Origin of the sequence: Pseudomonas sp. 8 R 14, assembly GCF_900005955.1 — a bacterium.
GTDB classification, from domain to species: domain Bacteria; phylum Pseudomonadota; class Gammaproteobacteria; order Pseudomonadales; family Pseudomonadaceae; genus Aquipseudomonas; species Aquipseudomonas marginalis.
Genome location: NZ_CVTH01000089.1, coordinates 222,180 through 244,265, shown reverse-complemented (window position 1 = coordinate 244,265; position 22,086 = coordinate 222,180). Strand labels below are relative to the sequence as shown.

Below are 22,086 nucleotides of genomic sequence, written 5' to 3'. Positions count from 1 at the left end.
CTAAAAACAATAAACAGAGGCACGTCATGCCCATCACGCTGGATCGCACCGACAAAGCGTTATTAAACGCCCTGCAAGGCAATGCCCGTTTAACCGTGGCCGAGCTGGCCGAGCGCGTGTCCCTGACCACTTCACCGTGCTGGCGACGGGTCAGGAACCTGGAGGAGAGCGGGGTGATCAGCGGCTACCAGGCGATCCTCTCGCCCAAGGCGCTGGGGTACGGGGTGACGGCGTTTGTCAGCATCATGATGGAGAGCCACACCCAGGAAATCGCCCGGGCGTTCGAGCAACGCCTGTTGGATATTCCGGAAATCGTGGCCTGTCATAACGTATCGGGGCGCTATGACTTTCTGCTGGAAGTGGTGGCGAAGGACCTGGAGTCGTTCGGCGAGTTTGCGCGGGAGGTGTTGCAGACGCTGCCGTGCGTCAAGGAGATCTATTCGAGTTTTTCCTATAAATCGGTGAGGCCGTTGCGGGTGATTCCATTGCCGGGTTGATCGCACACCGCTCCATTGGTCACCTGTTCTTCCCCGCAATTGGCTATTTCTCCCCTACGGCCCGGTGGCTAACCTAGCCACCACTTCCCACCGTTCCGGAGTTCCGCATGCAAGCCCGTACCGATTTCTACACTGCTTCCCCAGACGCCATGAAAGCCATGCTCGCCCTGGAAGCCGCCGTCGGCAAACTCTCCATCGAGCTGCCATTGCTGGAACTGATCCGCCTGCGGGTCTCTCAGATCAACGGCTGTGCCTTTTGCCTGGACATGCACACCGCCGATGCGCGCAAGGGCGGCGAGACCGAGCGCCGTTTGTACACCCTGTCGGCCTGGCGTGAAACGCCGTTCTTCACCCCGCGTGAACGTGCGGCATTGGCCTGGGCCGAGAGCCTGACGCTGTTGAGCCAGACCCACGCCCCGGACGCAGACTTCACGGCGCTCGCCGCCGAGTTCAGCCCTCAGGAGCAAGTGGACCTGAGCGTGGCCATCGCCACCATCAACAGCTGGAACCGCCTCGCGGTGGGGTTTCGCAAGATGCCTAAATAAGGAGGTTGAAGACGGCTCTTTTGTGGTGAGCGGGCTTGTCCCGCGCTGGGCTGCGCAGCAGCCCCAAAACCAGGCGCAGAGGAGTGCCTGATATACCCCATTCGTCTTCATCAGGGGCGCTTCGCACCCCAACGCGGGCGGTGCGACGATTCGCCAAGCCCGCTCGCCACAGCAGTAAGTGTCAGAAGTTCACCGAAGCACTCAGGCGCGCCGTCAGTGGCGCGCCCATGAACAGATAGTCATCGCCCATGTACTCGCCCGCGTCGCGCCAGTAGCGCTTGTCGAACAGGTTGTCGACGCTCAGGCGCAGCACCGTCTCGTAGCCGTCGACCTTGGTGGTGTAGCGGCTGCCGACGTTGACCACCGCATAATCCCCCACCTCCACATTGCCGCTGCGGTTGGCGTACTTCTTGGCGCTGTATTGCACGCCGCCGAGCACCGCCAGGCCATTGACCCACGGCAACGCATAATCGGCGTACACACTGGCGCGCAGCTTGGGCACGTTGATCGCCTGGTGGTCTTCGTATTCCGGTGTGCCGCTGCCGCTTACCCGTGCACGAATCGCCGCCACGCTGGTGGAAATCTGCAGGCGGTCGGTGGCCCAGCCGTTGGCCGACAACTCCACGCCGGTGTTCTTCTGCTCGCCCTGTTGCACATAGGTAAAGGTAGCGGCGCCATCCGGCCTGGCGTACTGGTAGGCCTGGCGTGTCTGGAACACAGCGGCGGCGAAGCTGATGCGGCGCCAGTCGTATTTCACCCCGGCCTCGATTTGCCGCGAGGTGGTAGGGGCCAGGGTTTCATCGGCGTTGCTGGCAAACCACGGCGCAGTGCCGCCCAGGGACAGGCCTTTGCTGTAACTGGTGTACAGCGAGATATTTTCTACGGGTTTGTAGATCAATGCCGCCTGGGGCAGAAACACGTATTGCTGGGTATGGCGGGCCTGGTTGCCAGTGACACCGTCGAAGGCTTTTTCATCCAGGCGCACTTCGCGGCCACCGAGGATGGTTTGCCATTGCTCGTTGAAGCGGATGCGGTCGGTGACGAACAGGCCGTACTGGCGGCTGTCGAGGGTGCGATGGCTGTCGTTCAACGGCTTGTCGGTGGGCGTGAACGTCGGCGCGTCAGCGTCGATATTGGCCGTGCCGATGTACTCGTTGACGGACTTGCGCTTGTCGATCACCCGGCGAAACGCGCTGGTGCCGAAGGTCAGTTCATGGCCGATGCCGGCGGTGTCGAACAGGCCGGTCATCGCCGCCTGGACTTCATCGTCACGGCGGGTATCGTCGGGGCTGCGGTAGTCGTAGACGTCGTAGTTGCCTGCGGGCGTAAAGTGGTTGCCGACACCGTTGGTGTCGCCGCCCCAGGCAAACGAACTGTAGTCATCGATCACCACCTTGCTGCGCGCGGCGCTGACGCTGCCTTTCCACTGGTCGCTGAAGCGGTATTCGAAGGTGCCGTTGAGGTTCAGCGAATCGATGCCGACCTGCCTGGAGCCGCTCTGGTGGCCCAGCAGTTTTTTCGGCGAGGCATCGTGGGGCACCTCGGTGCCGCCCAGCAACTGGTAGCCCGGTACCGAGCGCTGTTGCTTGTTCTGGTATTCCGCGTCCAGTTGCAGCACCGCGTCGGGGCTGATGTTCCAGTCGAAGGCCAGGGACACGAAGTCGCGCTGGCCGTTGGCGTGCTCCACATAGGAATTAAGGTCTTCATGGGCGACGTTGGCGCGCAGGCCGAATTGCTGCTCGCTGCCAAACCAGCCACCCACATCGGTGGCGATATAGCCACTGCCGCGGTCATCGGTGGACACCGTCACCGAGCGCACATCTTCCGGGCGCTTGGTCACGTAGTTGATCACGCCGCTGGGTTCGGAAATCCCGCTCTGCAAACCGGCCAGGCCCTTGAGCACTTCCACCTGCTGCTTGTTTTCCAGGGCGACGTTCTGCTCGCCGGTGATGGTGCGCCCGTTGATCTTGTAGCTGCTCGCCGCATTCAGCGAGAAACCGCGCACCACGAAATTCTCGTAGTAGCCGATGGGGGCGTAGCTGTCGCCCACCGAGGCGTCGTTGCGCAGCACCTCACTGAGCAGGCGCGCTTGCTGGTCCTTGATCAACGCGGCATTGATCACTGTGATCGAGGCCGGGGTGTCCAGCAGCGGCGCCTCGTTGAAGCCGCCGACCGAGGCGGTGTCTGCGCGATAGCCTGACGCGTCCTCGCCCTGGACCTGCACCGCCGGCAGCTCGAGTTGTGCCGCCCAACTGTTGCCGATCCCGCCGCTGAGCAGCAGGCCGAGGGCGAAACGTGTACTGACGACAGGACGAAAACGCAAAACCATGGGGGAGGGCCTTAAAGCGCAGGGCGGGGGGCGCATAAGCTAGGCATAACGGCCAGGTTTTACAAGCGTTCGGTACACGGGCGTGCGCTGAGACAGGGCGTCTCAACGCCTATGCCAAACCCGTTGCGCCTCGACAGCCCGTGCGCGTACCTGCGATAGACAACGTTCTCTCATCGTTGCAGGAGATTGTCATGAGTATCGCTGGAAAAGTTGCGCTGGTGACTGGCGCCGGGCAGGGCATTGGTCGGGCCATCGCCCTGCGCCTGGCACAGGACGGTGCCGACATCGCCCTGGTCGACATCAATGGCGCCAAGCTCGAAGCCGTGGCCGCCGAAGTCGTGGCCCTGGGGCGCAAGGCCTCGGTGTTTATCGCCGACGTGTCCAAGCGCGACCAGGTGGTGGCGGCGGTCGAACACGCACACCAGACCCTCGGCGGCTTCGACATTATCGTCAACAACGCCGGGGTCGCGCAGATCGACGCGCTGCTGGACGTCAGCCCGGAACAGGTCGAGCGCACCCTGGGCATCAACGTGCAGGGCGTGTTGTGGGGCATCCAGGCTGCCGGCAGGAAATTCAAGGCGCTCAAACAGAAGGGCAAGATCATCAATGCCTGTTCCATCGCCGGCCACGAAGGCTTCGCGCTGCTGGGCGTGTACTCGGCCACCAAGTTCGCCGTGCGCGCCTTGACCCAGGCGGCGGCCAAGGAACTGGCGAGCGCCGGGATCACGGTCAACGCCTACTGCCCGGGCGTAGTGGGCACCGATATGTGGGTGGAGATCGACAAGCGCATGGCCGAGATTACCGGGGCTGAAGTGGGTGCGACGTATAAGAAGTACGTGGATGGGATTGCCTTGGGCCGTGCGCAAACGCCGGAGGATGTGGCGGGGTTGGTGGCCTACCTGGCGGGACCGGACGCGGATTACATGACCGGGCAGGCGCCGTTGATCGATGGCGGGCTGGTTTACCGCTGATCTCCCAAGGCCGACGGTATTAAATGTGGGAGGGGGCAAGCACCTCCCACATTGTTGACCCCCGTTGTGTCAGTGCTTGCCGGGCATGTCGATGCCCAGTTGGTTGACTCGGCGGTAGAGGGTGGCTCGGGAAATGCCCAACGCCTGCGCCGTCGGCAACGGCTTCCAGCGATGCCGGATCAACGCGTCCAGTACCACCTGGCGTTCCGGGCTCACGCTAGGTTCCGCGGCTGGCGAAACCTGCTCCCCACGCACTTCCACCGGCAAGTCCGCCAACTGGATGGTGCCGCCTTCACATACCGCACAGGCATACGCCAGCGCGTGGTGCAGCTGGCGCACATTGCCCGGCCAGGCATAGCCCAGCAGGCGTTCCAGCGCGGCTTGGCCGATGCCGACCGAGACGCCGCTGCCGCGTGCTTGCTGCTCCACCAGCCGGTTGATCAATGCCAGTTTGTCACTGCGCTCGCGCAGCGGCGGCAGGTAGAAGCGTGCGCAGCCGAGGCGGAAGTACAGGTCTTCGCGAAAGCGCCCGTCGCCGACCAGCACGGCCAGGTCGCGGTGGCTGGCGCAGATCACCTGAATGTCTACCGTGCGGGTCTTGGCCCCGCCCAGGGGCGCGACTTCACCCTCGGCCATCACCCGCAGCAGGCGCGTCTGCAACGCCAGCGGCATATCGCCGATTTCATCGAGGAACAGGGTGCCGCCATCGGCCTGCACCAACAGCCCCGGCATGCCTTTGCTGGACGCACCGGTAAAGGCCCCGGCCACGTAGCCGAACAGCTCGCTTTCAATCAGGTTCTCGGGGATCGCCGCGCAGTTCACCGCCACAAAGGGCCCTGTTCGCCGGGCGCTGCGTTCGTGCAGCTGGCGGGCGAACACTTCCTTGCCGGCGCCGGTTTCCCCCTGCACCAGCACCGGCAGGTTGCGGTCCTTGACGCGTACGGCCAGCCGCAGGTGTTCTTCCACCCGTGGGTCGACCTGGGTGTGCGCAACGGGCCGTGACGGTTTGCGGCGCGGCGCGTTGACCCGCACGTGCAGCACGCCAGGCTCGCCCAGCCATTGCAGGTGTTGGGTTGATTGATCGGTGGCCGAGCGCAACGCATCCAGGTCGAACACTTCGCCGATATGCTCCGGCACCTGGCCGAAACGCCGGCGCAGTGCCTGGCGCGCCTTGCTATTCAGCGCGTGCAGGCGCCCGTCCTGGTCCCAGGCCAGCAGCAGGTCGGGCTGGCTGTCCACGTAGCCCGGTGTGCTGTGGGCCTGGAGCACCCAGTGCTCGCGGGCGCTGTGCATAAAGAAGGCGTTTTCGATGGCCAGGGCACTCTGGGCCACCATCTGCCGCACCAGGTGCTGGCTGCGCCGGTCATCCGGGGATTTGAGCGCCGAGGCATCCATCACCCCCAGCAGGTTGCCCTGGGAGTCGAAGATCGGCGCGGCGGAGCAGGTCAAACTGATGAAGGCGGCGCGGAAGTGGTCGCGCTTGTGCACGGTTACGGCGGCCTTGCTGGTCAGCACCGTGGCCACGCCGCAGGTGCCTTCCTCGGCTTCCGACCAGCAGGTGCCGAGGTACAGGCCGGCTTTGCGGCAGTCGCTGCGAATGGTGGTGTCGACGCGGTGGTCGATGGTCTGGCCCTGGGCGTCGGTGAGCATCACGCAGTAGTCGGCGTGGCGCACCCGGTGGTGCAGTTGCCCGACTTCCTCGCCGGCGATGCGCATGAACAGCTCGGCGCGTTCGCGGCATTCCTTGAGCAAGGGTTCGGTAAGGATGCGTGGCCCCTGCAGCGAGCCGGGGTCGAGGTGGTGTTGTTCAATGGAACGCCGCCATGAATCGAAAATCAGCGACGGCACCGGCGCCTGGGGCAGGCGATCGGCATTGCGGACCACGCGACTGACGCAGTCGACGTGCTCCCTGGAGTTCGCGGCGAGCATAAGGCCTCCGGTTCTCGATCTTTGTTGTTATGCCCGCCATTAAGCGCCCGTGGGCGCGAGGGGACAAGGGCGACCTGACCAACAGCCCCGCGTGAGACGCGGCGTCTCATTCCGGCCGAGACGCCGCCTGCACAGTGCAATGCACCGTCTCATTCTGCACAGGCATACCGTCCCGGCACAACCGCACGGCACTGCTCTGGATCAAGGCTTTGCCAGGTTTCATCGCACCTTGGCACAGGCTGTGCTGAACCGCTTGCAGCTGGCCGCAGCCAGCCTTTTGTGTGTCGAGACAACCTGGAGAACAACAAGATGTCCACCCACCTGTCCACCGATCAATTGCTGCATGCCTACACCGTGATGCGCACCATCCGTGATTTCGAAGAACGCCTGCATGTGGAATTCGCCACCGGCGAGATCCCCGGTTTCGTGCACCTGTATGCCGGCCAGGAAGCCAGCGCAGCGGGGGTCATGGCCCACCTCAACGATGAAGATTGCATCGCCTCAAACCACCGTGGCCATGGCCATTGCATCGCCAAGGGCGTGGATGTGTTCGGCATGATGGCCGAGATCTACGGCAAGAAAACCGGCGTGTGCGGAGGCAAGGGCGGCTCCATGCACATCGCCGATCAGGAGAAGGGCATGCTCGGCGCCAACGGCATTGTCGGGGCGGGTGCGCCGTTGGCGGCGGGCGCCGCGCTGGCCTCCAAGCTCAAGGGCAGCCAGGGCGTGGCGGTCGCATTTTTCGGCGACGGCGGCTCCAACGAGGGCGCGGTGTTCGAGGCGATGAACCTGGCGTCGATCATGAAACTGCCGTGCCTGTTCGTTGCCGAGAACAACGGCTATGCCGAGGCCACCGGTTCCGGCTGGTCGGTGGCGTGCAAGGACATTGCCGAGCGGGCGGTGGGCTTTGGCATGCCGGGGGTGATTGTCGATGGCAATGACTTCTTTGCCGTACACGCGGCGTTGGGCGTGGCCGTGGAGCGTGCACGCAAAGGCGACGGGCCGACCTTGGTGGAAGTCAAGCTGAGTCGCTTCTACGGCCACTTCGAAGGCGATGCACAAACCTATCGTGGCCCGGACGAGGTGAAGAACCTGCGCGAATCCCACGACTGCCTCGCACTGTTCCGCCAGCGCTGCAATGCCGAAGGCTGGCTTGACGCGGCCCAATTCGAACGTATCGACGGCGAGGTCGCGCAGTTGATCGACGACGCCGTGCGCCTGGCCAAGTCCGATCCCAAGCCCCAGGCCGCCGACCTGCTCAGTGATGTCTACGTCGCCTACCGCTAATAACTACAAGACTCGGAGAGAATTTCATGGCTCGCAAAATCAGCTATCAGCAGGCAATCAACGAAGCCCTGGCCCAGGAAATGCGCCGCGACCAGAGCGTGTTCATTATCGGCCAGGACGTCTCCGGCGGCACCGGTTCCCCCGGCGAGCAGGACGCCTGGGGCGGTGTGCTCGGCGTGACCAAGGGCCTGTACCCGGAGTTTCCGGACCGCGTACTCGATGCGCCGTTGTCCGAAGTCGGCTACGTCGGCATGGCCGTCGGCGCCGCCACCCGTGGCATGCGCCCGGTGTGCGAATTGATGTTCGTCGACTTTATCGGCTGCTGCCTCGACCAGTTGCTCAACCAGGCCGCCAAGTTTCGCTACATGTTCGGCGGCAAGACCACCACGCCGCTGGTGGTGCGCGCCATGTACGGTGCCGGCCTGCGCGCCGCCGCCCAGCATTCGCAGATGCTCACCTCGATGTGGACGCACATTCCCGGCCTCAAGGTGGTGTGCCCGGCCACGCCGTATGACGCCAAGGGCATGCTGATCCAGGCGATCCGCGACAACGACCCGGTGATCTTCCTCGAACACAAGATGCTCTACAGCCTCCAAGGTGAGGTGCCGGAAGAGCTGTACACCGTGCCGTTCGGCGAAGCCAACTTTGTGCGCGAAGGCCGCGACGTGACCCTGGTGACCTACGGCCGCATGGTGCATATCGCCCTGGAAGCCGCCGCCAACCTGGCACGCCAGGGCATCGACTGCGAAGTGCTGGACCTGCGCACCACCAGCCCGCTGGACGAAGACAGCATCCTCGAGAGCGTGGAGAAAACCGGGCGCCTGGTGGTGATCGACGAGTCCAACCCGCGCTGTTCCATCGCCACCGACATCAGTGCGTTGGTGGCCCAGCAGGGCTTCTCGTTCCTGCGTGCGCCGATCGAGATGGTCACCGCGCCGCACACGCCGGTGCCGTTTTCCGATGCGCTGGAAGACCTGTACATCCCCAACGCCGCGAAGATCGAGGCCGCGGTGCTGAAGATCGCCGACAAGAGGAACGCCGCATGATCCATACCTTGACCATGCCCAAGTGGGGGCTGTCGATGACCGAAGGCCGCATCGACGTCTGGCTCAAGCAGCCCGGCGACCGGGTGGAGAAGGGCGAGGAAGTGCTGGACGTCGAGACCGACAAGATCTCCAGCAGTGTCGAGGCGCCGTTCAGTGGTGTGCTGCGCCGCGTGCTGGCGCTGAGCGACGAGACCTTGCCGGTGGGCGCGCTGCTGGGGATCGTGGTGGAAGGTGAGGCCAGCGAGGCGGAGATCGATGCGGTGATCGAAAGCTTCAACGCCGGGTTCGTCTCAAGCAGCGCCGAAGCCGAAGCCACCGGGCCGAGTGCGCAGAAGGTCGAGGTGGGCGGGCGCTTGCTGCGCTATCTCGACCTGGGCGACGGCGGTACGCCGCTGGTGCTGGTGCATGGCTTTGGCGGCGACTTGAACAACTGGCTGTTCAACCAACCGGCCCTGGCCGCCGAGCGCCGGGTGATCGCCGTGGATTTGCCGGGGCATGGCGAGTCGGGCAAGCATCTGCAAACCGGTGACGCCGAAGAGCTGAGCCAGGCCGTGCTGGCCTTGCTCGATCACCTCAAGCTCGAGCGCGTGCACCTGGCCGGGCACTCCATGGGCGGCTTGGTCAGCCTGACGCTTGCCGGCCAGGCGCCGGCGCGCGTTGCCTCGCTGACCCTGATCGCCAGCGCCGGGCTGGGTGCGGACATCAATGGCGATTACTTGCAAGGTTTCACCGAAGCCAATAACCGTAACGCGCTCAAGCCGCAACTGATGCAACTGTTCAGCGACCCGGCGCTGGTGACGCGGCAGATGCTGGAGGACATGCTCAAGTTCAAGCGGTTGGAAGGGGTGGACCAGGCGCTTCGTCAGCTCAATGCCCAACTGTTCGAGGATGGGCGCCAGCGCCTGGATTTGCGCAACGTAGTGGGGCAGCAACCGAGCCTGGTGATCTGGGGCAGTGACGATGCAATCATCCCGGCCGGCCATGCCCAGGGGCTGGAGGCCCAGGTGGAGATTCTGCCGGGGCCGGGGCATATGGTGCAGTTGGAGGCGGCGGAGCGGGTTAACCAACTAATCTCAACCTTCCTAAAATCCCAACCTTGAAATGCAATTCAATGTGGGAGGGGGCTACACCCCGATTGCGGTAGTTCAGATACAGAGATGTTGACTGACCCATCGCCATCGGGGGCAAGCCCCCTCCCACATTTTCAGATGCATTTCAAAGTGAGTGCTTGAGGGTTTCGCTCGGCAGCTCTTTGAACAACGCTCGATAGCTGTTGGAGAACCGCCCCAAATGCCAGAACGACCAATTCATCGCCACCTCGGCCACGGTCGTTCCGGCACCGCTCAACAATTCCCGCCGTGCCCCGTTCAACCGGCGCAGGCGCAACCACTGCGCCGGGCTCATCCCGGTGTAGGTCTTGAACCCTTGTTGCAACTGGCGCAGCGGTACGCCGGCAATCCGCGCCAGTTCCAACAGGTTGACGGTTTCGTCCGGCGCATCCGCCGCCCACTCGCCTATGCGCGCCATCAACCGGCGTTCTTCACTGCGCTTTTGCAATGAGCTGCGATCCAGGCACACGCAGGCGTTGTCGAGGATGAACAGGCAGTCGTCGAGCAGTTGCTGAGTGAGGGAAACGGGGTCGATGACCGTGGACAAGCGCGTCAGGGTGCCACTCAGCCAGCGGCTGAACAGCGCGTTCTGCTGGCAGGTCAGCGGCGCCATGAACAGGCCTTCCAGCGTCTCCACATCCAGGCCGTGGCGCTGCACGAATTGCGGCCCGAACACCACCGCCACTTCGCGGTAGTTTTCCGGGGTGATCCAGGTGTTGCGGCTTTCGCCATTGAGCAGATACAGCGCGTTGTCGCTGCCATCGAAACAGAACGCCAGCGCGCCCGGCGGTGCGTTGAAGTGCTGCTCCACACGGGTGTTCATGCTCTCTTCGTACACCTGCACACCGTGCAGGTCGAGGTAGCGGACGCGCCCGGCAAAATGCCCCGGGGACATCTGCTGGTACTGCTGCACCCAACCGGGTGTCGCACGGCATTGGGCGGCCACATCAGCGGTGGTGAAGGCCTGTACGCGCAAAGCGGTTGCCTGGGTCATGGGTGATCCGTGCGCACTCTATTGGTGCGTTGTGCTGCGTGCAAAGTGGATAGATGGCCTGTGAAGGCTGGCCCAAGATAGACCTCAATGCGCCGCGAGTACAAGCCGGCGCAGCACCCACCCCATGATGAGGTCCTTATGAACGCCCCCTTCGATCAGCTGTCCGCCTGGCTGAAAGAACACAAGATTACCGAAGTCGAATGCGTGATCAGTGACTTGACTGGCATCGCACGCGGCAAGATTGCGCCCACCAACAAGTTCCTGCATGAGCGAGGCATGCGCCTGCCGGAGAGTGTGTTGCTGCAAACGGTAACCGGGGACTTTGTCGACGACGAGATCTACTACGACCTGCTGGACCCGGCCGACATCGATATGGTCTGCCGCCCGGTGGCCAACGCGACCTACGTGGTGCCGTGGGCCATCGAGCCCACCGCGATTGTGATCCACGACACCTTCGACAAGCATGGCAACCCCATCGAACTGTCGCCGCGCAACGTGCTGAAGAAAGTCCTGCAGCTTTACACCGACCGGGGCTGGCAGCCGATTGTCGCGCCGGAAATGGAGTTCTACCTGACCCAGCGCTGCGAAGACCCGGACCTGCCGCTGAAAACCCCGATTGGCCGCTCCGGGCGTGCCGAAACCGGGCGCCAGTCGTTTTCCATCGATGCCGCCAACGAGTTCGACCCGCTGTTCGAAGACGTCTACGACTGGTGCGAAGCCCAGGGCCTGGACCTCGATACGCTGATCCATGAAGACGGCCCGGCGCAGATGGAAATCAACTTCCGCCACGGCGATGCCCTCGACCTGGCCGACCAGATCACCGTGTTCAAACGCACCCTGCGCGAAGCCGCGCTCAAGCACAATGTGGCCGCCACCTTCATGGCCAAGCCGGTGGCCGACGAGCCCGGCAGCGCCATGCACCTGCACCAGAGCGTGGTGGAGATCGCCACAGGCAAGCCGGTGTTTGTCGACGCCGACGGCAACATGAGCCCGCTGTTCCTGCACCATATCGGCGGCCTGCAGAAGTACATCCCCAAGCTGTTGCCGATGTTCGCGCCCAACGTGAATTCGTTCCGCCGCTTCCTGCCGGACACCTCGGCGCCGGTCAATGTGGAGTGGGGCGAAGAAAACCGTACCGTCGGCCTGCGCGTGCCCACCTCGAGCCCGGATGCGATGCGCGTGGAAAACCGCCTGCCGGGCGCCGATGCCAATCCCTACCTGGCCATTGCCGCCAGCCTGCTGTGTGGCTACCTGGGGATGATCGAACAGATCGAACCCAGCGCCCCGGTAGAAGGCCGCGCCTATGAGCGCCGCAACCTGCGCCTGCCGTTCACCCTCGAAGACGCCCTGGCGCGGATGGAGGACTGCGACACGGTCAAGCAGTACCTGGGCGACAAGTTCGTGCGCGGCTACGTCGCGGTCAAGCGCGCCGAGCACGAGAATTTCAAGCGGGTGATCAGTTCCTGGGAGCGTGAGTTCCTGCTGTTGAGCGTCTAAAAAACACAAAAGGGGTATCGATATGCGTCTTGTGAACAAGCTTCTTCCGCTGGCCCTGGTGGCCGCGTTCAGCGGTGCCGGCCAAGCCGCGCCGACGGTGAGCGTCTACAACTGGACCGACTATATCGGCGAGACCACCCTGGCGGATTTCCAGGCCAAGACCGGGATCAAGGTGATCTACGACGTGTTCGATTCCAACGAAACCCTGGAGGGCAAGTTGCTCGCCGGTCGCACCGGCTATGACGTGGTGGTGCCCTCCAACCACTTCCTGGCGCGCCAGGTAAAGGCCGGCGCGTTCCTCAAGCTCGACCGTTCGCAGTTGCCCAACTTCAAGAACCTCGACCCCAAGCTGCTCAAGCTGCTGGAGAAAAACGACCCGGGCAATGCGCACTCGGTGCCGTACCTGTGGGGTACCAACGGCATCGGCTACAACGTCGACAAGGTCAAGCAGGTGTTGGGTATCGATCATATCGATTCCTGGGCGGTGCTGTTCGAACCGGAGAATCTCAAGAAGCTCAACCAGTGCGGCGTGGCCTTCCTCGACTCGGCGGATGAGCTGTTCCCGGCGATCCTCAACTACATGGGCAAGGACCCGCGCAGTGAGAACCCCGAGGACTACCAGCAGGCCGAGGCCAAGCTGTTGACGCTGCGGCCGTACATCACCTACTTCCATTCCTCCAAGTACATTTCGGACCTGGCCAACGGCGATATCTGCGTGGCGTTCGGTTATTCCGGTGATGTATTCCAGGCCGCCAACCGCGCCAAGGAAGCCAGGAACGGCGTGAATATCGCCTACTCGATTCCCAAGGAAGGCTCCAACCTGTGGTTCGACCTGCTGGCGATCCCGGCCGATGCGAGTCACCCGAAAGAGGCCCATGCCTTCATCAACTACCTGCTCGACCCTGAAGTGATCGCCAAGGTCAGCGCCTCGGTCGGTTACGCCAATGCCAACCCGGCCGCCAAGGCCTTTATGGACCCTGAACTGGTGAATAACCCCGAGGTGTACCCGCCGCAGGAAGTGCTCGATAAACTCTATATTTCCACCACGCCGACTCCGGCGACCATGCGCCTGATGACCCGCGCCTGGAGCAAAGTGAAGACCAACAAATGATCCCATCCAGCGACCACGCCCGTTCCTACTACCTTGCGTCGGCGAATGCCATGCCGGAGCGCCCGGCACTGGGCGCCGACCTGAGCGCCGATGTCTGTGTGATCGGCGCTGGTTTTACCGGGGTCAACACCGCTATCGAACTGGCCCAACGCGGGCTCTCGGTGATCCTGCTGGAGGCCCGGCGTATCGGCTGGGGCGCCAGCGGGCGCAATGGCGGGCAGTTGATTCGCGGGATCGGCCACGATGTGTCGGGGTTCGCCAAGTACGTGGGCGAGGAGGGCGTGCGTTACCTGGAACGGGCCGGGATCGAATCGGTGGCCCTGGTGGGCGAGCGCATTCGCGAGCACGGGATCGACTGCGACTTGCGCTGGGGGTTTGCCGAGCTGGCCAACACCCCGGCGCAGTTCGCTGCGTTCAAGGGCGAGCAGGACAGCCTGGCGCGCCTGGGTTATGTGCATGAAACCCGCCTGGTGGGCCCGCAGGACATCCGCGACGTAGTGGATTCGACGCAGTATGCCGGCGCCTTGGTGGACATGGGCTCCGGGCACCTGCACCCGCTGAACCTGGTGCTCGGCGAGGCGCAGGTGGCCGAGTCCCTTGGGGTGCGGATCTTTGAGCACACCGAAGTGCTGGAACTGATCCACGGCGACACGGTGCAGGTGCGTTGTGCTGGCGGCACGGTACGCGCGGCCAGCCTGGTATTGGCCTGCAATGCGCACCTGGAGGAACTGGAACCGCGCCTGAGCGGCAAGGTGCTGCCGGCGGGCAGCTACATCATCGCCACCGAGCCGCTGTCGGTTGCACAGGCCAATCAGTTGATCCCGCAGAACCTGGCGCTGTGCGACCAGAAAGTCGGCCTGGATTACTACCGGTTGTCCGCCGACCGTCGCCTGTTGTTCGGCGGCGCCTGCCATTACTCGGGGCGCGATCCCAAAGACATCGCGGCCTATATGCAGCCCAAGATGCTCAAGGTGTTCCCGCAATTGGCCGACACCGCCATCGCGTTCCAGTGGGGCGGCAGGATCGGCATCACCGCCAACCGTTTCCCCCAGGTCGGGCGGCTCAAGCAATACCCGAACGTGTTCTACGCCCAGGGCTATTCCGGGCATGGGCTCAACGTGACCCACTGGTGCGCGCGGCTGCTGGCCGAAGGCATACACGCGGGCCACAGCCAGGGCCTGGATATTTTCAGCCAGGTGCCGCACATGACCTTTCCCGGCGGCAAGGCGTTGCGCTCGCCGCTGCTGGCGTTGGGAATGGCGTGGCATCGCTTGCGGGAATTGATGCATTGAAGTCCGGGGCGTGGCAGGCTGTGCACGAGGTTTTCCTACGACTTTTGGAGATTTAGCGTGCCAACAGCATCTGCAGTGATTGAAATCCCGGTATCGGCCGAGACGGTCTGGCACTTGGTGGGTGGCTTCAACAGCCTGCCGGACTGGCTTCCGTTTATCGCCAAGAGCGAGCCCGGTGAAGGTGGCCGCGTGCGCCATCTGACGACCGCCGACGGGGGTGTGATCGTCGAGCGTTTGCAGACCTTCGATAACGTCGGGCGTACTTACAGCTACACCATTGAAGAGTCGCCGTTTCCGGTGAGTGCCTATCTTGCGACCGTGCAGGTTGAGGCGTTGAGTGATTCGTCGGCGAAAGTGACCTGGTCCGGTGTGTTTACCCCGGCGGCGGGTACTACGGAGGCGGCGGTGGAAGAGCTGTTTGCCGGGATGTACAAAGGCGGGGTCGAGGCGTTGCGCGCCAACTTCCCGGCCTGATTCGTTCTACCAGGCAATGCAAGACTAATGTGGGAGGGGCGATAGCTATCTTCACAACTTTCAGAGACTGGCGAGTTGCCCTGTGGTGAGCGGACTTGTCGAATCGTCGCACCGCCCGCGTTGGGCTGCGCAGCAGACCCAAAACCAGGCGCTGCGGTTTACCTGACAGAACACAGGGAGCCTGATTGGGGCTGCTTCGCAGCCCAACGCGGGCGGTGCGACGATTCGACAAGCCCGCTCACCACAGCAAACCCGCTCACCACAGTTAGAGTGTTCCTCCTTAACTGACTGGCATTGGGGCAAGCCCCCGTAGTTTGACCTCACTGGCTTATGGATCAGGCTTCGGGCATCAGCTGCTGGCGACACTCCAGCACCAGGCGCGCGCCGCCTTGCTCGCTGGTGCCGACTTCCAGCTTGAACCCATGCAGGTTGATGATCGCCGCCACGATCGACAAACCCAACCCAAACCCGCCTTGCTGGTCGCCTTCATCCACCCGATAAAAGCGCTGGAACACCGCATCGCGTTCCGCCGCCGGTATGCCGGGCCCAGAGTCGTGCACTTCGATGCGCGTGCTGCCGGCATCGTTGAGTCCCCGCAGGATCACTGCGCCGCCCGCTGGAGAGAACTTGATGGAGTTGCTCAGCAGGTTGGCCAGGGCTTCGAACAACAGGGCGCGGTCGCCGGTGATCCATGGCAGGGACTCGGGGACTTCGAGTCGCAACTGCAATTCGCCTTCCTCGGCCAGGGGCAGGTAGAAGTCATGCAACTCGCGCAGCAGCGGCAGCGGGTCCATGACCAGGAAACCGGAACGGCGCTGGTGGTCTTCCAGCTCGGAGATACGCAGCAGCCCGCGAAAGCGCGCCATCAGGGTGTCGGTCTCGGCGATGGCGTCGTCCAGTTTCACCGCGTAGCCGGAGTCCTGCTCGGCCTCCTGGCGGATGCGGTAGAGCTGCGCGCGCAGGCGGGTCAATGGGGTGCGCAGGTCGTGGGCGATGTTGTCGCACACGCCCTTGACCTCGTTCATCAGCTTCTCGATGCGATCGAGCATGGCGTTGACGATGGCCGCGAGCATGTCCAGTTCGTCACGCCGGTTGGACAGCGGCAAGCGGTGGGTGAGGTCGCCGGCGACGATGGCTTCGGCGCTGGCCTGGATCCCGCGGATCCGGCGCAGCGGGCGGCGACGCAACAGATGCCAGCCGGCGGCGCCGGGGATAATGGTCAGGGACAGCGCCCATAGCAGGGCATGCCAGATGATCCGCGTCACCCCGAACAGCGAGCCATTGGCGCGCACCAGTACCAGCCAGCGGCCGTCGTCGGTATGGCTGGCGACGGCGTCGCAGCTGTCCTTGGGCAGTTTGGGGTCGTCGGAGTCGACGCAATTGGCCAGGGCGTGGATCTTGCCGTCCAGCGGCAGGTCGGGGGGAATCGCGCGGATCGGCCCACTCAAGGGGCGGAACTGCTCATCGAACAGGCCGTAGGCGTCCACGCCCTTCATGTCGAAGGTCATGCTGGTGGTCAACGCTTCCACCAGTTCTTCGCCGTCGAAGCGCTGGAACAGGTGCTGGCGTTGCATCAGCGAATGGCGCGACAGGTCACTCAGGTAACCCGAGACCTCGTAATACAGCACCCCCATGAGGATGCAGCTCCAGGCCACGAACAACGAACTGTACAGCGCCAGCAAGCGGCTGCTGGATGAGCGCCAGCCCTTAGAGGGGTTCAGCAATGACATAACCGGAACCTCGTACCGTGCGGATCAGCGGCGGGAGGCCCGGTGGATCGATTTTCTTGCGCAGGCGGCCGATGTGCACGTCGATCAGGTTGGTGCCCGGGTCGAAGTGATAGCCCCAGACTTCCTCGAAGATCATCATCCGCGACAGGATCTGCCCGGTGTTGCGCATCAGGAATTCCAGCAGTTTGTATTCGGTGGGCAGCAGGCTCAGGGGCTGGTCGGCACGGCTGGCTTCGCGGCTGATCAGGTTCAGTTCCAGGTCGGCCACGCGCAGGGCGGTTTCGAATTCCTTGACCGTGCTTTTGCGGCGCAGCAGCACTTCGACGCGGGCGGCCATTTCGTCGGAGGCGAAAGGCTTGGTCAGGTAGTCATCACCGCCGGCGCGCAGGCCACGCACGCGCTCGTCGACGTCGGAGAGGGCGCTGATCATCAGGATCGGCGTCGATACGCCGATGGTGCGCAGGGTGGTGACGATGGCCAGGCCGTCGAGTTCCGGCAGCATGCGGTCGAGGGTGATCAGATCGTAATCACCACTCACGGCGCGGACCAGGCCTTCGCGGCCGTTGTCCACCCAATCTACGTCCAGTCCATGGCTACTCAGCTCGGCGACGATCTCGCGGGCCGTTACGGCGTCATCCTCGATGGTCAAAATGCGGGTCATAGGATTACCTGGTGAGCGATTCACACTAGAAGTGGGGGCATTTTGCCAAGAAACGGCTGAACGCTTCCTAAATAAAACTTCATGTTGGCAAAACTGACACAACTTTCATGACGGGTACCGGCCGGGGAGCAATCTCCTCCCACAGGGAATGCATTACGCCCGCCTGCAACAATCATTTCTTGCAAGTTGCATGGTTCAGGCAAGTTCAATTTACTTAACCTGTTGAAATACAACGGATTTAATTTTAAGCGCGACTGGCATGCTGCCTGCACTGTCCCTTTTGAGACTTGTAACACTATTTTTCCTGCCGGGAGCACCATAACAATGATCACATCGTCATCCACGCTGCAAGAGTCGAGCGCGCGCTCCGGGGTTTCCTGGGGGGCTATCTTTGCCGGGGCCGCTGCGGCGGCTGCGTTATCCCTGATTCTGGTATTGCTGGGCTTCGGCCTGGGTTTCTCGGCGGTGTCGCCGTGGGCCGACAGCGGCATCAGCGCCAAGGGGCTTGGCATTTCCACGATTGTCTGGCTGGCCTTTACCCAGATCGTCGCCTCGGGCCTGGGGGGTTACATCGCCGGCCGGTTGCGGGTGAAGTGGGCCAATATGCATGGCGATGAAGTGTACTTTCGCGACACCGCCCATGGTTTCCTGGCCTGGGCCGTCGCCACGCTGATCACTGCCGTGCTGGTGGTCGGTTCGGTCAGCAGTGTGGTCACCGGCGGCGTGAAAGCCGGTGCCAGCGTGGCAGCCGGTGCGGCCAGCGGTATCACCCAGGCCGCAGGCAGCGCAGCCAAAGGCGTCAACGGCGGCGATTTTGACTACTACGTCGACAGCCTGTTTCGTGACGATCGCCCGGTTGCCGTCAGTGATGACGCTGCCCATGGCGTGGTTGCGCGCATTTTTACCCGCACCCTGAGCAACGACGGCCAACTCGCCGCTGAAGACCGTGCCTACCTGGCCCAGTTGATCAGCCAGCGCACCAACCTCAGCCAGGCCGATGCCGAAGCGCGTATCGACAAAGTCTACGGCGACGCGCGTAAAGCCGTCGAAGACGCCAAGCTCAAGGCCAAGCAAGCCGCTGAAACGGCCGCCAAAGTCGCCGCTTATACCTCGCTGTGGACCTTTGTCGCCCTGTTGATCGGCGCCTTCTTTGCCAGCTTCGCTGCAACCTTTGGTGGCCGTCGCCGCGATGCCGTGGTGTACGTCGAAACCGAAACCTACGTTCGTTAATTCAAGGAGAACACCATGCGCTCATTACTTCTGTGGTTCCTCGGCGTGCCGATCCCGGTGATCATCCTGATCGCAATTTTCATGCACTGATCCCCGGCCTATCTCGGTCCATTGTGGGAGGGGGCTTGCTCCCGATAGCGGTGTATCAGTTGATGTTGCTGTCGACTGACACTCCGCTATCGGGCAAGCCCCCTCCCACATTTGATTTGCGGTGTTTGATAGTCAGTCATCAAACCCGACCTGCTCGTGAATCTCATCCACCTTCAACTCCAACCGATACGCCACGGCAATAAACAACGCCTGGCACAGGCACAAGGTGGCGCTCAATGAGCGGAAGGCAAACGACGAGCCTTCATTCACCAGCAGCACCGCGTTGGCCCGCTTGGCCAGGGGCGACAGGTTGCTGTCGGTGATGATCAGGGTCTTGGCCTGATGGTGCTGGGCGATCCGCAGGCAGTGCTGGGTCTCTTTGCCGTAGGGCGTGAAGCTGATGGCGATCACCAGGTCATTGGCGCGCACGCTGCGCATCTGCTCGCGATAGCTGCCGCCCAAACCGGAAATCAGGTGGATGCGCTTGTTGGTGTGCTGCAGGTTGTAGACCAGATAATCGGCCACCGCGAACGACCGGCGCACCCCAACCACGTAGATATTGTCGGCGTTGACCACCAGGTCGACTGCCTTGTCGAAGGCCACATCATCCAGTTCCAGCCCCAGGCGCTCGATACCCGAGAGGGTCGCGTTGACGCACTCGCGGGCCAGGTCGCCGCCGCTGGCTTTCTGCGACTTGTTGGCGATCATGCTGCGGATGCGCTGCTGGTAGTTCTGCACCGGTGTGGTCTTGTGGGTGTAGGCCTCGCGAAACAGCGCCTGCATCTCACTGAACCCACTGAAGCCGAAACGCTGGGAAAACCGCACGATCGCCGAGGGGTGCACTTCGCATTCGCGGGCGATGTCGCTGATGCGGTCGACCATGATCCGGTCGCTCTGCTGGCTCATGTAGCTGGCGATGCGCTTGAGCTGGCGCGGCAGGCTTTCGTACTCGTCGGTGATCAGCTGCAACAGGCGTTCGGCATTGATCGGAGGGCTGGCGATGGTGTCTTCCAGGGTGGTCTCGGGATCGGTGCGGGACATGGGCAATCCTTCTGGCGTGTTCTTCTGATGCGCTGGTGGGTGGCGCAAGTCTACAGGGTAGGCGTAAAAAAATACCCCGGCATCACGGCCCGCGTGGCCTGCTGAAACGATGCACGGCAGCTGGCATGCCCCTATGCTGACGTATTGGAAAAAATATTCCACTAAAAATAATTCTGGAATAAATATTGATTGCCGCCGCCGGACGTTCTAGTCTGCTCCCACCAAGAGCGTTTGCCGTCGCCACGACGGCACAACGCAGGCTGATAAAAATAACAGGAGCCAGCATGGGCCAGACTCGTTTTGCCAGTGGGCGTCAATTGGATCTGATTTGCCTCGGGCGCCTGGGCGTCGACCTCTACGCACAGCAAGTAGGTGCGCGGCTTGAGGACGTGTCCAGCTTCGCCAAATACCTCGGCGGTTCCTCCGCCAATATCGCGTTCGGCACTGCCAGGCTGGGGCTCAAGTCGGCAATGTTGAGCCGGGTGGGGGACGACCATATGGGCCGTTTCCTGATGGAATCCCTGGCCCGCGAAGGCTGCGATGTCAGCGGCATCAAGGTCGACCCGGAACGCCTCACCGCCATGGTGCTGCTGGGCCTCAAGGACCGCGAAACCTTCCCGCTGGTGTTCTACCGCGAAAACTGCGCCGACATGGCCCTGCGCGCCGAGGACGTCAACGAAGCCTTTATTGCCTCGAGCAAAGCCTTGTTGATCACCGGCACGCATTTCTCCACCGACGGCGTGTACAAGGCCAGCATCCAGGCCCTGGACTATGCGGCCAAGCACAACGTCAAGCGCGTGCTGGATATCGACTACCGCCCCGTGTTGTGGGGCCTGGCGGGCAAGGCCGACGGCGAAACCCGGTTTGTCGCCGACCAGAACGTCAGCCAGCATGTGCAGAAAATCCTGCCGCGTTTCGACCTGATCGTCGGCACCGAAGAAGAGTTTTTGATTGCCGGCGGCAGCGAAGATCTGCTCACCGCCTTGCGCACCGTGCGTGAACTGACCCCGGCGACCCTGGTGGTCAAGCTCGGCCCGCAAGGCTGCACGGTGATCCACGGTGCAATCCCGGCGCGCCTGGAAGAGGGCGCCATCTACCCTGGCGTGCGGGTTGAAGTGCTTAACGTGCTGGGCGCCGGCGATGCCTTTATGTCGGGCTTCCTCAGCGGCTGGATCAATGACGCCAGCGATGAGCGTTGCAGCCAGTTGGCCAATGCCTGCGGTGGTCTCGTGGTCTCGCGCCACGCCTGTGCGCCGGCCATGCCGACCCCGGCCGAACTGGATTACCTGTTCAACAGCCCGGTGCCGATCACCCGGCCTGACCAGGACGCGACCCTGCAACGCCTGCACCGCGTCACCGTGCCGCGCAAGGCCTGGAAGCAGCTGTTCATCTTTGCCTTCGATCACCGCTGGCAACTGGTGGAACTGGCGCAACGCGGCGGCCAGGACCTGACCCGGATCAGCGAGATCAAGCAGCTGTTTATCCAGGCCATCGAACGCGTGGAGAAAAAGCTCGCCGAGCAGGGCGTCGGGGCCGATGTGGGCCTGTTGGCCGACCAGCGCTTCGGCCAGGACGCGCTCAATGCCGCCAGCGGTCGCGGCTGGTGGATCGCGCGTCCGGTGGAGGTGCAGAACTCGCGGCCCCTGGCGTTCGAACATGGCCGCTCGATCGGCAGCAACCTGATTGCCTGGCCCCAGGAACAGATCATCAAGTGCCTGGTGCAATACCACCCCGACGACGAGCCCATGTTGCGCCTGGAACAGGAAGCGCAGCTCAAGGCGGTGTACGAGGCTTCGGTGACCAGCGGCCATGAGCTGCTGCTGGAAGTCATCCCGCCCAAGGATCATCCGTCCACTTACCCGGACGTGCTCTATCGCAGCCTCAAGCGCCTGTACAACCTGGGTATCTACCCGGCGTGGTGGAAAATCGAGGCACAGTCGGCCGAGGACTGGACAAAGCTCGACGAACTGATCCAGGAACGCGACCCGTACTGCCGTGGCGTGGTGTTGCTGGGCCTGAACGCCTCGGCCGAATGCCTGTCCGCCGGCTTCCAGCAAGCCAGCCAGAGCAGCACCTGCCGTGGGTTTGCCGTGGGCCGCACGATTTTCCAGGAGCCGAGCCGTTTGTGGATGGCGGGGGAGATCGATGATGAGACGTTGATCCAGCAGGTCCAGGCGACCTTTGAGCAGTTGATCAACGCCTGGCGCAGTGCCCGAGGCTGAACCAAGTTCTTAATTTGAAATGCAATCCAAT

General features: G+C 63.0%; 18 protein-coding genes. 12 read left to right on the top strand and 6 right to left on the bottom strand.

What is annotated here, in order from left to right; translation table 11 throughout:
- The first annotated feature begins 26 nt into the window (after positions 1-26).
- Complete coding sequence (locus BFQ01_RS28855; RefSeq protein WP_065927964.1) at positions 27-497, top strand: Lrp/AsnC family transcriptional regulator; 471 nt, start codon at positions 27-29, stop codon at positions 495-497.
- Positions 498-604: 107 nt separating this feature from the next.
- Positions 605-1,042, top strand: coding sequence for a carboxymuconolactone decarboxylase family protein (locus BFQ01_RS28850; protein WP_053133396.1), 438 nt, complete (start codon positions 605-607; stop codon positions 1,040-1,042).
- A 181-nt stretch (positions 1,043-1,223) separates the two neighbouring features.
- Here the strand turns inward: BFQ01_RS28850 and BFQ01_RS28845 are convergent, their stop codons facing one another.
- Positions 1,224-3,371 carry a TonB-dependent siderophore receptor gene (locus BFQ01_RS28845; RefSeq protein ID WP_065927963.1) on the bottom strand — a complete coding sequence of 716 codons (2,148 nt, stop codon included), beginning with the start codon at positions 3,369-3,371 and terminating at the stop codon, positions 1,224-1,226.
- A gap of 191 nt (positions 3,372-3,562) precedes the next feature.
- Between BFQ01_RS28845 and BFQ01_RS28840 the strand changes: the two genes are divergently transcribed.
- Entirely contained in the window at positions 3,563-4,342 is a 780-nt protein-coding gene (locus BFQ01_RS28840; protein WP_065927962.1) for an acetoin reductase, read from the top strand.
- A 69-nt stretch (positions 4,343-4,411) separates the two neighbouring features.
- On the opposite strand, the gene BFQ01_RS28835 is transcribed toward BFQ01_RS28840, so the two are convergent.
- Entirely contained in the window at positions 4,412-6,271 is a 1,860-nt protein-coding gene (locus tag BFQ01_RS28835; RefSeq protein ID WP_065927961.1) for a sigma-54-dependent Fis family transcriptional regulator, read from the bottom strand.
- 309 nt (positions 6,272-6,580) lie between these two features.
- Here BFQ01_RS28835 and BFQ01_RS28830 point away from each other — a divergent pair, with 309 nt between their 5' ends.
- From BFQ01_RS28830 to BFQ01_RS28820, 3 genes are read left to right on the top strand one after another with little or no spacing between them, the layout of a single operon-like run.
- Complete coding sequence (locus BFQ01_RS28830) at positions 6,581-7,558, top strand: thiamine pyrophosphate-dependent dehydrogenase E1 component subunit alpha (protein ID WP_065927960.1); 978 nt, start codon at positions 6,581-6,583, stop codon at positions 7,556-7,558.
- 26 nt (positions 7,559-7,584) lie between these two features.
- A complete protein-coding gene (locus BFQ01_RS28825) occupies positions 7,585-8,604 on the top strand; it encodes an alpha-ketoacid dehydrogenase subunit beta (protein ID WP_027606544.1) in 1,020 nt (339 codons plus the stop codon).
- Complete coding sequence (locus BFQ01_RS28820) at positions 8,601-9,704, top strand: acetoin dehydrogenase dihydrolipoyllysine-residue acetyltransferase subunit (protein WP_065927959.1); 1,104 nt, start codon at positions 8,601-8,603, stop codon at positions 9,702-9,704. Before BFQ01_RS28825 ends, BFQ01_RS28820 begins: the two co-directional genes overlap by 4 nt.
- Positions 9,705-9,819: 115 nt before the next feature.
- On the opposite strand, the gene BFQ01_RS28815 is transcribed toward BFQ01_RS28820, so the two are convergent.
- Positions 9,820-10,707 carry a helix-turn-helix domain-containing protein gene (locus BFQ01_RS28815; protein WP_065927958.1) on the bottom strand — a complete coding sequence of 296 codons (888 nt, stop codon included), beginning with the start codon at positions 10,705-10,707 and terminating at the stop codon, positions 9,820-9,822.
- 138 nt (positions 10,708-10,845) lie between these two features.
- On the opposite strand from BFQ01_RS28815, the gene BFQ01_RS28810 reads away from it, so the two are divergent.
- From BFQ01_RS28810 to BFQ01_RS28795, 4 genes are read left to right on the top strand one after another with little or no spacing between them, the layout of a single operon-like run.
- On the top strand, positions 10,846-12,204 hold the full coding sequence (locus tag BFQ01_RS28810; protein ID WP_065927979.1) for a glutamine synthetase family protein: 1,359 nt from the start codon (positions 10,846-10,848) through the stop codon (positions 12,202-12,204).
- Between the two features lie 22 nt (positions 12,205-12,226).
- Positions 12,227-13,315 (top strand): polyamine ABC transporter substrate-binding protein, encoded by a 1,089-nt coding sequence (locus BFQ01_RS28805; RefSeq protein ID WP_065927957.1) that lies wholly within the window; start codon positions 12,227-12,229, stop codon positions 13,313-13,315.
- Positions 13,312-14,607 carry an NAD(P)/FAD-dependent oxidoreductase gene (locus tag BFQ01_RS28800; RefSeq protein ID WP_065927956.1) on the top strand — a complete coding sequence of 432 codons (1,296 nt, stop codon included), beginning with the start codon at positions 13,312-13,314 and terminating at the stop codon, positions 14,605-14,607. Before BFQ01_RS28805 ends, BFQ01_RS28800 begins: the two co-directional genes overlap by 4 nt.
- Positions 14,608-14,664: 57 nt before the next feature.
- The gene (locus BFQ01_RS28795; RefSeq protein ID WP_065927955.1) at positions 14,665-15,081 is read left to right on the top strand and encodes an SRPBCC family protein; all 417 of its coding nucleotides are present in this window, start codon (positions 14,665-14,667) and stop codon (positions 15,079-15,081) included.
- A gap of 335 nt (positions 15,082-15,416) precedes the next feature.
- Here BFQ01_RS28795 and BFQ01_RS28790 read toward each other — a convergent pair whose 3' ends face one another.
- Positions 15,417-16,811 carry a sensor histidine kinase gene (locus BFQ01_RS28790; RefSeq protein ID WP_065927954.1) on the bottom strand — a complete coding sequence of 465 codons (1,395 nt, stop codon included), beginning with the start codon at positions 16,809-16,811 and terminating at the stop codon, positions 15,417-15,419.
- Entirely contained in the window at positions 16,789-17,472 is a 684-nt protein-coding gene (locus BFQ01_RS28785) for a response regulator transcription factor (RefSeq protein WP_027606536.1), read from the bottom strand. Before BFQ01_RS28785 ends, BFQ01_RS28790 begins: the two co-directional genes overlap by 23 nt.
- Positions 17,473-17,796: 324 nt before the next feature.
- Between BFQ01_RS28785 and BFQ01_RS28780 the strand changes: the two genes are divergently transcribed.
- Positions 17,797-18,702 carry a hypothetical protein gene (locus BFQ01_RS28780; RefSeq protein WP_065927953.1) on the top strand — a complete coding sequence of 302 codons (906 nt, stop codon included), beginning with the start codon at positions 17,797-17,799 and terminating at the stop codon, positions 18,700-18,702.
- A 222-nt stretch (positions 18,703-18,924) separates the two neighbouring features.
- Here BFQ01_RS28780 and BFQ01_RS28775 read toward each other — a convergent pair whose 3' ends face one another.
- Complete coding sequence (locus BFQ01_RS28775; RefSeq protein ID WP_010211026.1) at positions 18,925-19,833, bottom strand: MurR/RpiR family transcriptional regulator; 909 nt, start codon at positions 19,831-19,833, stop codon at positions 18,925-18,927.
- Between the two features lie 284 nt (positions 19,834-20,117).
- Between BFQ01_RS28775 and iolC the strand changes: the two genes are divergently transcribed.
- Positions 20,118-22,055: a bifunctional 5-dehydro-2-deoxygluconokinase/5-dehydro-2-deoxyphosphogluconate aldolase gene (gene iolC, locus BFQ01_RS28770; RefSeq protein WP_065927952.1), complete on the top strand. Its 1,938-nt coding sequence runs from the start codon at positions 20,118-20,120 to the stop codon at positions 22,053-22,055.
- Positions 22,056-22,086 lie beyond the last annotated feature (31 nt).